The 12,515-nt window shown below is 43.4% G+C and carries 10 protein-coding genes and 1 riboswitch; of the genes, 3 read left to right on the forward strand and 7 right to left on the reverse strand.

The annotated features are described in order from the left end of the window. Positions 1-346 precede the first annotated feature (346 nt). The 6 genes from AB4298_RS10085 to AB4298_RS10110 form a co-directional block, all read right to left on the reverse strand. Positions 347-1,726 carry an alanine/glycine:cation symporter family protein gene (locus AB4298_RS10085; RefSeq protein ID WP_248998249.1) on the reverse strand — a complete coding sequence of 460 codons (1,380 nt, stop codon included), beginning with the start codon at positions 1,724-1,726 and terminating at the stop codon, positions 347-349. Between the two features lie 206 nt (positions 1,727-1,932). Continuing rightward, positions 1,933-2,078: riboswitch (glycine riboswitch) on the reverse strand. A gap of 361 nt (positions 2,079-2,439) precedes the next feature. Continuing rightward, positions 2,440-3,144 (reverse strand): DUF3581 domain-containing protein, encoded by a 705-nt coding sequence (locus AB4298_RS10090; RefSeq protein WP_371986587.1) that lies wholly within the window; start codon positions 3,142-3,144, stop codon positions 2,440-2,442. A gap of 115 nt (positions 3,145-3,259) precedes the next feature. Further along, positions 3,260-4,273 (reverse strand): sterol desaturase family protein, encoded by a 1,014-nt coding sequence (locus AB4298_RS10095; RefSeq protein WP_371986589.1) that lies wholly within the window; start codon positions 4,271-4,273, stop codon positions 3,260-3,262. Positions 4,274-4,386: 113 nt separating this feature from the next. Further along, entirely contained in the window at positions 4,387-6,630 is a 2,244-nt protein-coding gene (locus tag AB4298_RS10100; protein WP_371986590.1) for a TonB-dependent receptor family protein, read from the reverse strand. Beyond that, positions 6,630-7,868, reverse strand: coding sequence for an imelysin family protein (locus AB4298_RS10105; protein ID WP_371986592.1), 1,239 nt, complete (start codon positions 7,866-7,868; stop codon positions 6,630-6,632). The genes AB4298_RS10100 and AB4298_RS10105 overlap by 1 nt, the downstream gene beginning before the upstream one ends. Positions 7,869-7,970: 102 nt before the next feature. Next, positions 7,971-9,725, reverse strand: a complete 1,755-nt coding sequence (locus tag AB4298_RS10110) for a DUF4856 domain-containing protein (protein ID WP_371986593.1) — start codon at positions 9,723-9,725, stop codon at positions 7,971-7,973. A gap of 821 nt (positions 9,726-10,546) precedes the next feature. On the opposite strand from AB4298_RS10110, the gene AB4298_RS10115 reads away from it, so the two are divergent. The 3 genes from AB4298_RS10115 (at position 10,547) to AB4298_RS10125 (ending at position 12,079) form a co-directional block, all read left to right on the forward strand. Beyond that, positions 10,547-11,302: a hypothetical protein gene (locus AB4298_RS10115; protein ID WP_371986594.1), complete on the forward strand. Its 756-nt coding sequence runs from the start codon at positions 10,547-10,549 to the stop codon at positions 11,300-11,302. Between the two features lie 38 nt (positions 11,303-11,340). After that, on the forward strand, positions 11,341-11,595 hold the full coding sequence (locus AB4298_RS10120; protein WP_371986596.1) for a hypothetical protein: 255 nt from the start codon (positions 11,341-11,343) through the stop codon (positions 11,593-11,595). Positions 11,596-11,908: 313 nt separating this feature from the next. Continuing rightward, complete coding sequence (locus AB4298_RS10125; protein WP_371986597.1) at positions 11,909-12,079, forward strand: GNAT family N-acetyltransferase; 171 nt, start codon at positions 11,909-11,911, stop codon at positions 12,077-12,079. 5 nt (positions 12,080-12,084) lie between these two features. Here the strand turns inward: AB4298_RS10125 and AB4298_RS10130 are convergent, their stop codons facing one another. Beyond that, complete coding sequence (locus AB4298_RS10130; RefSeq protein WP_248998243.1) at positions 12,085-12,309, reverse strand: hypothetical protein; 225 nt, start codon at positions 12,307-12,309, stop codon at positions 12,085-12,087. Positions 12,310-12,515 lie beyond the last annotated feature (206 nt).

Here is a 12,515-nt window from a genome sequence, read left to right on the forward strand (position 1 = left end):
ATCCAAACAGAGCCTTAATGTAATCCCTGTGGGCTTACATTAAGCTAAAAATGTTAGGTCTAATTTTAGGTCTAGTGTTAGATCTATAATATATGGTGATGGTCACTAAATTAAAGGAAAGCGTCGCGCTTGGCAATTGCGCCAATGGCGTCAAGACAGCTATTTAAGTGACCAAATTACAGAAGCGAGATGATACGCGATTTTGAGGCATTTTAATGCTCAATCAATCGGCAGTTAACAAGCGACAGCTTGTAGCAATAACTTTAAAGCCTCTCAAAATAAAAGCCCACCTCACGGTTAATGAGGCGGACTTATTATTAGCCTTGCGAATTTAAATACACAGTGACTAACTTTTTTGAGTTAACACACTTTGTGCAGCAATCGCTTGCTGTTTAGCAAAATATTTACGAGTCTCTTTTAAAATCACATGACGTAAACCAATCAGCGCGATCAGGTTAGGAATGGCCATTAAACCATTTACCGTATCCGCTAGCATCCAAATCAAATCGAGGTGAATAAATGCGCCACCGGCAATTAGACCTAAAAAGGTAAACTGATAGATTTTAATGCCGTTATCACCAAGGCGACTACCCGTTAAGTAATACCAGCAGCGTTCACCGTAATAATGCCAACCTAAAATGGTGGTAAAGGCAAAACACACTAGTGCAATGGTCACCACATATTGACCAATCACTTCTGAGCCACTAGCAGCAAACGCGGCGCTGGTCATAGCAGCACCTGCGGTATCACCACTCCAAACACCAGTAATGATCAGTACTAAACCTGTCATGGTACAAATTAAAATCGTATCGAAGAAGGTACCCGTCATGCTGACTAGCCCCTGCTCTACAGGTTCGTTTGTCTTAGCCGCGGCGGCGGCAATTGGCGCACTACCTAGGCCTGACTCATTAGAGAATACGCCGCGCGCAATACCGATTTGTAATGCTTGAGCAACAGTTGCCCCTAAGAAGCCACCTGCAGCAGAGATTGGGGTAAAGGCTGAGTGCAGCACTAACTCAAATGCTGGCAAGATTTGATCAGAGAAGGTAAACAATACCCACATACAGGCCAGTACATAACCCAGCGCCATGGTTGGCACTAGCTTTTGCGCCACATTAGCAATGCGCTTAACGCCACCTAATGTCACTGCCGCGACCATTAAGGTCAGAACCACCGCTGTCACCCAAGATGGGATTTCAAAGGCAATGGTCATGGCATCGCTAATGGCGTTAACCTGCGCAAAAGTACCGATACCGAAAAACGCCACACCCACACCAAAGATGGCAAAAATTTTAGCTAACCATTTAAGACCGAGTCCGCGCTCAATGTAATACATTGGGCCACCAGCAATATTACCTTTTGCGTCAGTGGTGCGATATTTTACCGCCAGCATACATTCGGCATACTTGGTCGCCATGCCAAAAAAGGCCGCTAACCACATCCAAAATAGTGCCCCTGGGCCACCGATTTTAATAGCTGTAGCCACACCAACGATGTTACCAGTACCAATGGTGGCAGACAGCGCAGTACAAAGCGCCGCAAAAGATGATAAGTCGCCCTTACCGCTTGCTGGTTTAAACAGTAAACCCAGCGCCATAGGCAGCTTAAAGACTTGAATAAGTTTGAGTCGAACAGTGAGATATAAACCGGTTCCTACCAAAAGGCATAGGGTGATTGGTCCCCAGACAATGGCGTTGATATCGGCTAAAAGCGCGTGAAAATTCATGGTATTCCTCGAGTATTAAACAACAAAACTCTCTAATAAGAGTTATTAATAATCGGAGGAGGAAAAGAAATGGCTGTTGCTAATCACTTGCGAATGCAACTAGCGAATGAGTCGACCTAAGCTAACAAAAGTTAACCTATAGTAGAAAAGGCGCAGCGACAAACGACAGTGACCTTATGTAGTTATGATAAATAACTAACACAGTCATCCTCTCCTCTGTCCTTTTGCCTGAGCGTTTCGCGTAACCTCATCGCTGGGTTTAATAGCTGAGTTTACACTTTCGCCTTCGGCGCTGTGTGACGATTAAGCAAACGTACACTTAATTGCTCACAGTCTCTCCAGAGGCTCGTCCAGTAACAGTCCTCACCACTAAGTGGCACCTGAAAGAGTGCTTTGTTTGGCTTAAAGCCTTACAAAGTTGCCTCGTCGGTGTGGGGTTACTCCCCACTCTCCTGCTACCTTCATCCGAACGGATCCCCAATCCTTGGCTAACCATTAGGGTTAGTCAGTGGTAGGGACGAGTAGCATGCGCGATCTCACACTTTGGCTCAAGTGGTGGAAGTCACATTTTGTCGTTAAATATGAGCAAAACAGAATCAATTGCGCAGTTTTAAATCAGTAAGAGTCAATTTTAAGCAAGTGTAGTTTGATAAACAAAAAAGCCGCTTAAGCAGACGCTCAAACGGCTTTTCTAGAATACTCACAGCAATTGATTAACTAAATGCGACTCTACGACCTTCGTAGGCATCACACATTTGCTGGGCAGACTCTTGTTCGTATGGACGTAAGCCGCTCATCACTAGGGTTTTAACCCCGGTTCCCACAACCGTGTCGCCGCTGAGTAACTCAAAGGTGAGGGTCACATCGCCGCGCTTGCCTTCTATTTGTAAGTCTTGCTCAACTAACTTCAAGCTCACTTCGGTAAAGTCTAAGGTAGTTAAATCAAATGACATGCTCTCGTAGATCACTAACGGGCGAGCTGGGTTAATCATCATCTGATGCTGCTTCATCATAGGCACTAAAATGTGCATAAAGTTAAGCCCAGAAAACGCCACGTACTTACGGATAAACGACTCTATTTGCGTTTCACAGTAACGAACATCGCCGCTACGGTGCACTTCTAGATAACATTTATCTTTATTATCACGAATAGCAAAATCTTCAGCGACATCATCTGGAAGTTGTAACTGCACACCATCGCCAACCATGCCAGCGAAGTTAAACGTCATTTTCTGGCTTAAGCCATACTGGTTAAGGACTAAGGCAAACAACAGATCCCCGGGTACACAAAAACGCTTGGCACCTACATCGTGAATGGGATTGAAGTCTTGAGCAATGCTTTTAGCAAAATCACTCGCCTGAGCCGGAGTGATAGTGACTGATTGATTTTCTTTTTTAAAATAAGTACTTAAAAACATATTTACTCAAATATTTAATTAGTCATTAAAAATAGTGGGTCAGTGTATACCAAGATTGGATTTTGACTCACCCGATGAGCTGACGCTCAGTGGCAGCAAGGGTCTTAAAGCAAAGTTAAGATGGACTGACCTTGCGCCATAATTGCAGCAAACGTTGCTGAATGCGGCGATAGATCTGCACAAATGGGTCACTGTAAATACCCCATAAGCTATTGTGGCCAGTAAACTTACCAACCCCTAAGGTCAGTTTGCTGACGCTACTCGCCATAATCAAACAGCCAAGGGCGCGATCCCAAATGGCTAAAGCTGAACCTAAATTAGTGTCGCGATGTTCGATGGCAGCGCTATGGTGAACTTGGTGCTGCGCCGGACTAATAAACCACTTCTCTAACTTATCGCCCCAACTTAGCCAAATATGACTGTGACGCAAATTAGCGCCAAGTACATTGAAAGCAAACACAAATACGTTAGCGCCGAGCACGTCATACATTTTCAATGTTGGGCCAAATAGGGCATAACCTATACCTACAGCAAGGCCTTGCGACAACGCCATACGGCAGCCATAAAGGTAGCTTTCTACTGGGTGGGTGCGGTAAATAGTAAAGGGGGTAAGCACTGTGGCTGAATGATGCACTTTATGGAACTGCCACAACCAAGGCACTTTATGCAGAATGTAATGCAGTAAAAAGCGACTAAAATCATCAAGAATGAACAGCAGTATGGTGAACAAACTCATCACCAACCACGGCGCAGCATCAAGCATTAATGCGCCACCGAATAGTGACTCTAATGCGGATGATACGCTCAGCGCCACGGGCACCATTGTTAGCATTAACGGCGCAAACAGCGCCGCTTTAATTAACTTATTAAGGACTAATAATTGATAGTCGAGTTTTGCAGAAGGGGCTAAAAATACCTGCTTGGGCAGTAAAAAAGACACAAAGCCGGATACTGATGCCGGTGCAGCTTGGGCCACTTTTTGGCTGGCAAAATACACAGGCAGTGCAAGTACCACCGAGCCTAACAGGTAACCGATGAAAATACGTTTGCTGCTATCAAACGGGTAGTTAAGCAAATCGCCTAAATTGGTATTAAAAAACGCAATAATCGTGTCGATACAATACTCCAATAACGACTAACAACCTTACAGTAGCAAACTTGAGTAACAAACTTGAGCAGCAAACTTGAGTAACAAGTTCTAATAGCAAAATAGCGGTGGCTTATAAAGCCACCGCCCACAACTTAAAAGCGGTATTGATAACCGATTTGAAATTGCTGTGGCTTGCTCGGTCTTGCGCCATAAGGGCGGCGACTTACAATCTCTTGCGTATCAAACAAGTTATCGGCTTTAACATACACGAGTCCGTATTGGTTAAAGTCATAACTCGCCGACATATCTACCACAGTCAGTGCTTCGGTAGTACTGCCTGAAAGTACAACGCCTTCGCCTGCAGCCTCTTTCATCTCGCCAATGTAACGAACGATCATATTAACGTCCCACTGGTCGCTGACTAAGCCAAGATTCACCGCAAGTTGGTTCTCAGGCAGGTATGGCAGTTCATCACCTGCGGTAATATCGCCCCACATATCAAAGCCTGACTCAAAACTGGTTTTAAATTCAGACTCTGTGTAGGTATATGACAGTGATATTGGTAAATCAATATCATCGGTTAAAGTAATGCTATAACCAGAGGTTAGCTCAAGACCCAACACATCGACTTCACCACCATTAAACTCGGTATCATCATCGCTACCACAACTTGAGAACTGACAACCTTCTTTCAGATTACTAATATCGTTGAAGAAACCAATAAGTTCTAAGTTAAAGTTGCCATCGTTATAACGACCACCTAACTCATAGTTAATACTGCTTTCAACATCGATGCTTGGATCTTGCTTAGGGCTGGTTGGCAAAAAGCCTTCATGCACGCCAAACAACAAACCGGCATTATCCGATAAGGTGTAAAACGCACTAAAGCTTGGTAGCCATATGCGAGTAGTTTTATTGAGGTAGTCTTGCTCGCTGCCTGGCGCGCGGTTTTGATAATGTGCGTCAATATACTCACCACGAACACCCGCCGTGATATCTAACGCGCTAATGCTAATCGTGTCTTGCAAATAAACAGACCAAGCGTCGGTCTTTTCACGATCTGTAGTCGCCGCTTCGGTGTCACTGCCATCACTAACAAGGTTAGCCTGAGTCATTAGGTAAGTATCGGTGGTGTGGTTACGCTCAATTTGGTCTTGATGAAAACGTACACCGCTTGCAAATTGGTGCTGCATACCAAATAGTTCGAGCTGCAAATTCAAGTCAGACTGGATCCCTTGTGAGTAGTAAGTACGGTCATTATTACCTAGGACCAACTTTTCATACTCGGCAACAGAGTCCTGGCTACCGGTCAGAATGTTGTAGAAGCGGCTATTGACTTCATCTTTATCGGGATCCGCCAAGATCTCTTGTAAGCTGCGATTAACTAAGCCACCTTTAAAACCATTGATTTTGTACCAAGCACGCTCAAAGTCGTTACGATAAACACGGGTGGTCACATCAAAGTTATCACCAGTAATGAAATGGTTAAACTGCACCTGAGAGTGAGTCCAATCCATGTTATCAAGTTGGCTAGCGACATAACGGCGATTCGGATTAGCGGCAAAGTCTGCATCCGTGAGGCCAAGATAAGTTTCATTTGAGTTCTCATCGGCATAAGCCAGTTTTAGCTCAAACACTTGGTCAAAAGCGTCACCCGCTAAGTCATAACGCAGCTTGGCCATGATATCGTTTTTCTCAAAACCGGTATCACCACCACCGTCGAGTTCTTTAAAACCGTCAGCACGCATATGCACACCTTCAATCAAAAAACCAAAATTGTCGATGGTATCACCGTAATAGGCATGCGCTTTGGCGAAACCGTCACTGCCGCCCGAGACATCGACTAGGCCTTCGCTGCTTTGCGGTACAGCACGGGTCACCATATTTAATGAGCCAGCGACAGTATTAGGGCCGTACTTAATCGCTGCTGGGCCTTTAAAAACTTCAATCGCCGTCATTTTAGAAGTCATCGGAAAATAATAAGCCGACGCCGCCGAATAAGGCGCGGGGCCAATTAACACGCCATCTTCCATGATATTAATCTTTTTACTACGCTCTGGCGTTGCGCCGCGAAAGCCGATGTTAGGACGCAGGCCATAACCGTCTTCTTCACGAATATTAACCCCTGGTACACTGTATAACACCCGGTTAATATCATCGAATTTGAACTGCTCAAGTTCCAGTTCATCAATCAAGGTCGCTGAACCCGTTTGCTTACTTAAGCGCGCATCGTGGCCAATGATCTGCATCTTCTCTATGTAGCTGTCATTGACGCTTGTTTTGTCTGTTGTCACGTCAGTTTTAGCATCGCTATCTGCTGCAGAAACTTGGCTAACCAATGCCAACTGGATGGCGATAACAAGGCTAAGCTTTTTGCTAATGGCAAGATTATTCATTAGTCGTTATCTCCAGCTGAAGTTTGTGGCAGCTCTAATGCAAGTGAGTTAATAAACTCATTTTTAAGCTTATCGGTTACCGCTTTTACATCAGAATGAGTCGCAGTCACTTTGGCTTCATCACTGACTAGAGCATCGGATAAACTAGTTTGATAACTACGGCTATTAGCAAGAGCAGTTGCTATACGCTCACGTAACTCAGTTGCGGTATCGGCATCGTTTTCATCAATCAAATAGTCGTCAAAACCTAGACCCTCTTTACCAGAAAACAAGGCATCTAGCGCTTCAAGATTGCGAGTGATGTTTTCAATTGAATGCTTGGCAATTGGTGATTCAACATCTTCAACACAAACACTAGTGCCACAGCTATTGGCGAATAGCCCCAGTGGCGTGGCAAGCTTGCCGTCTTTAGTCACACTGTCGATATAAAACAGTGCGTCAGATAGCTTGTTCACCGCTTCGTGCACAGTTGCAAAGCTACTGCCTGTCTCACCTGCTTGTTTAAGGCTAGTGCCATAGCCATCATCGCCGCTCCACTGAATAAGTAATTGTTGGGCGTTGTGGTTGATATCTTTAGCAGCTTCGGCGGCAAATTCACAACGCGCTACGCGGCGGTCATCATCGGTGCGGTTATCCCAGCCAGCTGGAGTCACTGTGCCTGTGCAGCTATGTTCAAAGCTTGGGTTAAATAATAGGTACTCTAGCGCTACTAGCCCCTTGCGTGCAGGGGTTCGCGAAGTGATATCGTAAGGTACGCCGTTAATATCGTTATTTTCAAAAGACACCACATCCAAATCGACTCCGCAACGGCTAGTCACTGGCCATGAATAGATTTTATTGCGTAGTGCACCATCATCATTAAGTAATGGACCAAGCTGCATCATTTCAACTTGCTGCCAAACAGAAATAGTATTGCGCCAACTTTGCTGAGCGGTATCGCTTGCTTGGGTTAGTGAAGTGTTATCACTTGAGTCTTGTTCAAAAGCGCTGGCCGCGGTGCAGTACGCATTAATGTCGCTAACCTGTTGGTTACTGACACTAACAAATTGCTCAAAGGTAGGGGTGATGACACCATCGACAAGATTAGCAATCAGTGCCTTTTGGTCAAAGTCAGAAGTGGTACTGTCTTGATTGCCGTAATCGGCACCAGCATCACTGCTAGTACTCTCATTACAGCCGCTAAGCAATGCAGCCGTTAGGGCGATACTTAGCAGTGAATAGCGAGGTTGGCTTAACATTATTTTCCCTTAGTACGAAATAACCGTACAAAAACAACAAAAGCTCGGCACCTTACGATGCCAAGCTTTTTGCCTTAAAAGACTTGTTTAAACGCTGGAGGATTACCAGTTAGCGACATTGTCTGCGTCTAGATCGTAGCTCGCTTGCAAGATGTCGCGGGCTTTACCCAAATCTGTAATGTATCCGTCAACATCGCCTGTCAATTCTGGCTCAACGCCCATTAGGTCGTGTAGCATTTCAAAGTCTGCATCACTAATACCTGCGTATTCACTAAATTGCAGACCCAGTGCAAAACCTTTCATCTCAGAGTAGTGCTTAGCTAGGTCGTCATAATCGAAATCTGCACTGTTACCACCTGTCGCTAATGGAGCAAGATCAGCAGTAACATCATTAATGTAATGCACAACAGTTGCGACAATTGCACGTTCCCAAGCATCAAGGCCGTCGGTTGCATGACCTTTCAGTGTCTCAAGTTGCGCATCAGATAGTGCAGCACCTACGTTGTCGTTAATCAGTTTACGGCCAGCAATAAATGCTGTTAGTGCTTGAGTTGTATAATCGGTTGCAGCAGCATTATCAGCGGTTCCCATATCACGCTTAGCAGCGTTCACTGACTGGCCAAAGTTGTACTCGCTACGCAGGTCAATTTTGCCATCGCCGTCAGTGTCGTGTGAACCATTCCAGTCGCTACGACCATTACCGTCTGATACCTTACCCGCAATCTCAACATCGCTATATTCCAGGTAGTTACGTGCAGCGCCAAAGTAACCAAAACCTTCGTCAAACTGATGCTCAAGGTTGGTGTAAGCCGCACCAGCTTTAGCTGGGTTAATGTTGTCTGTTGTTAAACCTTTACCCGGAGTATCTACGCCAAAGTAATCATCTGCCGCTTGAGAATAAGTAATAGACATCAATAGGAACTTTTGAACCATCTGCACTAAATCTACACCGTTTTCATCAACGTAAACTTTAGTGATGTCGTTACCTAATACATCTTTACGTATAGTGCCGTTAATCTTTGCAACTGCATTATCGGCTAAACGGTCAAACAGGTCTGCAATTAAGCCTGTAGGTGTGATTGAGCCTTTTGCCCCCCAACCAGCAAATGCACCATTATTCCAATCTTCATGTTGCCCGCCAGAGTCATTACCAGCAACTTTACCGTCTAAATTCTTATAACCGGTTAGATCTGAAATCAAACCGTCTTTAGAGTTATCAATAAAGGTAATCGCGATATCATCGTATTCCGTTGTTTCATCCGGATTGTAAAAATAGTTCAGCTTAGCCAGTACAGCAGCCTTATCGGCAAGCTTGTTGGCATCAATATCAGCTTCAAGTTGGTTTTTAATATAATTGTTAAGCTCTGCAATCAGGATGTGACGTGCATTTTGACCGGTGTAAGATACACTCGACTTATCATCGACTAGCTTGCTATCAAATGCGTAACGGTCCATTAGGTCATTAATGGTTACGGTCACTGTTTTAGTAAAGCTTGCGTCACTGCTATCTGTCACAGTTAGCTCAACTTCAAGTTCTAAAGAGTCTACGCCATCAGCGTTTAAGATAACGCCATCAGCTAGCTTTAATGTGTTGCCATCAATCACAAACTGATCGCCAGCAACACTAAATGTATGCGTATCACCACTATCCGCGTCAACTGCCGATAACGTACCCACAACTGCATTAACGGTATTCTCATCAACTGTAACATCAGATAAAACAACATCTGTTGGTGCATTGTTTGCAGGAACAGGAGGGGGAGTAGACGAGTTATCTGAGTCTGAACCACCACAGGCTGTTAATAGCCCCATTGAAAGTGCGATTGTGGTTGCCAAGATCGTTTTCTTCAGTTGCATACAAGTACCTTTAATATTGCTAAAAACTTAGCGACTATAAATGTGAACAATTATGATTTACATTTATGTTACACGAACACAAATGATAATACATCCCATTTACAAACTTAATAGTAAGTTACTCATAGATGCCTCTTAGGCAAATGTAAATAATGTGGTCGCTCTGTGAGGTGAGAAATCGATGCTTAGCTAGCTTTGTGAACAGCTTAATTAGTAAATTCGTAATTAATTAAGCTAATAATTGAAGATTTATTAATTGTTCCTGCGCTGTTTACGCTCATATAAAGCATATTAATCAGACAAAAAACCTTGTAAATAATCTGTAAATCAGTCGATAGTGAACCTTGTATTTGGGTAAAAACATCATCAAGTGATTAATTATCAACCGAATACTAACTGAAGAATAAAACCAACAATCACTGCCGTTTTTGCAAAAAACTGTCAAGTGGCTGAGTTGAAATTTACATTCACCTAGAGTCTTTGCCCAGCCACTCCACTTTGAGACTTGCAAAGGTGAACCTCGGTAAAATAAGTTTAGAGTCACTGATAGGTTATGATTTGTCCTAAAGTTATTAGCTGAATCTTTTGCAAGCTAAAGCAAACCGACAGAATAGAGACTGAACTTTGACTTGGCAGGCATATAAATAGAACCTCCCTCAATTCTCTTTATATTTTCAATCTTGCGAATTACTGCTCATTATTAAAGCAAAGCCTGCGTTATGGTATAAAGCTTATGTATAAAAAAATCGCTATTATCACCAACGAAAACAATGGTAAATTGGCGCTAAAGTCTGTTTTATCTCACTCAGAGTCATCGATTTATGAATACTAAACTCAAAATAATAACTATCAGTTTGTTATGCCTTAATCTTAGTGGCTGTGAATATATCGATAATATATTGCACCCTGACGACGATAATGATGAAGTGATTGTCGATGACAATTTCAGAAGCGCAGCGCAGCAATTAGGTTTATCAGACACCATTATTACCCGTTTATGCACTGCCACAGACAAGATTAGTGTTAAATGTATCAGCAAGCTAAATGACGAAACCAATCAACAAGAGGTTAGAGTTGAGTACGCATACAACAACGTGCTTCACAAAAATGATTACGCCAAAAGTACTGCTACAACTCGGGTGATCTTCAATCTACCGGCAGATAGCGCAACCGCAAGCTTAGCATTTGAGAATCGTCGAAACTTTGAGTTCAATAATGGTTACAACTACACCTGGCAAGAGCCCACTAATTTTGCTACGGCAGAGCTAGTCAATAACCAAAATAAACCTCTAGCAAGTCTGACTAATGACTCAGTGACAACGAGAGTGTCAGATTCCAAGCTATCAAATACGTCAATGGCATCAATTAGTAATGCTGATTACTCCTTAACCGAGTCACAAGACTTAGTTAATGCTGCAAGTACAATATTCTTCCCAGAGTTAATTGTCAGTGTGACGAGCAGCTCTGTCACTGTTCCAGTTGATGCATCATTTAAGGTATTTACAGCCGGCCACAGTGCAATTTTATCGAACTATTCCGTTACACTTTCAACCGCAATAGAGCAAAGTTGGTTCTAGCAACAAGACTAACATGCAAATTTTCCACTCGCGTTAAAATGAAAATAACCGTCACGGATGATGACAACACAGAAAACGTTAATGCGCTAATTGCTGGGGTGCGCCAGTTCAATGTTGAGCACATGGAAGCAGAAACCTCTCAGCCATTATCTGTGATCGCCCATGATGAAAGCGGTAAGTTAATGGCTGGAGTCGCCGGATGCACTATCTATGATAACTTTTTGAGAATACCAATCAGTATAAGAAGTTGCTCTACTCAGAGCGTTTTTGGCAAACTAATTCAAGGCGAATAGCTGAAAGAATGGTTGCTCCCTTGTGAAGTTATTCAACGCAGAAGTAGGCAGCCAAAAACGCTCCAGAATGGCGAGTTTTAGCGACTCTGATACTGCGACTCTTGATAAAAAGAAGAAGCTTGAACCTAGTTTAACTATGCTCTTCACTCGTTGCGAGCTGCATGGATGCAGCGAATGTCATTAAAGCAGGAGCACTTAATGACCTTGCCTCAGAACAGCTAAACTCTCGCTGAGCGATCAAATCTTTATACTGATTGGTATAATGTTTTGTGGGTCGATGAGCAACAAAGAGCTTCTACTTCGGCGAGAGCTGATGCAACACGCCGAAGTAGAAGCTAAAAACCGTGGTTGCATCATGGCGCAGGTCGATACTTTATCATTTCAAGCACCGCTGTTTTACCAAAAGCTGGGCCTTGAGATCATAGCGACTGTGCCTAATACAGCCAAAAGCCCTGAGCGTTATTTTTTATTGAAGAAGTATTAATTCAGTTAGACATTACACGAACAGCCTAAACGTCCATCTGAATCCAGCCATTCATCATATTGGCCATGAGTACATTTAGCTTGCACTCCTCGGCAGCGAGCACTACCGTAGCCTACATCAGAGTCTGACGCCTTTGATAAAACATTACTTGCGACATCATTATAGATAGCTTGTTTCATGTTAGATGCAGAGCAAGCAGATAATAACAATAATGGGATAATGTACTTCATTCGGATCCTTCCGGTAAGCTTTCAAGTCAGCGGGTTAACAAAATCTAGTTCTTAAATAGTTCTAACACACCCCTAATTTATTAGCGACATCTAATTCAACTGCTCTATCGAACACATCTAGAGCAGCCTTAACCATTTTCCAACTCTCTAGCAAATCAAAAGTTAACCCCGTTCACAAATCGCACATAATATAGACGCAGCTATCG

This window comes from Shewanella sp. 10N.261.52.F9 (genome assembly GCF_041471165.1).
GTDB lineage: Bacteria > Pseudomonadota > Gammaproteobacteria > Enterobacterales > Shewanellaceae > Shewanella > Shewanella marinintestina.

What these genes read in the sequence shown, in the direction of transcription:
- AB4298_RS10090 (WP_371986587.1), bottom strand. Translation starts at nt 3,144, where the DNA reads ATGTTTTTAAGTACTTATTTTAAAAAAGAAAATCAATCAGTCACTATC.
- AB4298_RS10100 (WP_371986590.1), bottom strand. Translation starts at nt 6,630, where the DNA reads ATGAATAATCTTGCCATTAGCAAAAAGCTTAGCCTTGTTATCGCCATC.
- AB4298_RS10130 (WP_248998243.1), bottom strand. Translation starts at nt 12,309, where the DNA reads ATGAAGTACATTATCCCATTATTGTTATTATCTGCTTGCTCTGCATCT.
- AB4298_RS10115 (WP_371986594.1), top strand. Translation starts at nt 10,547, where the DNA reads ATGAATACTAAACTCAAAATAATAACTATCAGTTTGTTATGCCTTAAT.
- AB4298_RS10105 (WP_371986592.1), bottom strand. Translation starts at nt 7,868, where the DNA reads ATGTTAAGCCAACCTCGCTATTCACTGCTAAGTATCGCCCTAACGGCT.
- AB4298_RS10085 (WP_248998249.1), bottom strand. Translation starts at nt 1,726, where the DNA reads ATGAATTTTCACGCGCTTTTAGCCGATATCAACGCCATTGTCTGGGGA.
- AB4298_RS10125 (WP_371986597.1), top strand. Translation starts at nt 11,909, where the DNA reads ATGCAACACGCCGAAGTAGAAGCTAAAAACCGTGGTTGCATCATGGCG.
- AB4298_RS10110 (WP_371986593.1), bottom strand. Translation starts at nt 9,725, where the DNA reads ATGCAACTGAAGAAAACGATCTTGGCAACCACAATCGCACTTTCAATG.
- AB4298_RS10120 (WP_371986596.1), top strand. Translation starts at nt 11,341, where the DNA reads ATGAAAATAACCGTCACGGATGATGACAACACAGAAAACGTTAATGCG.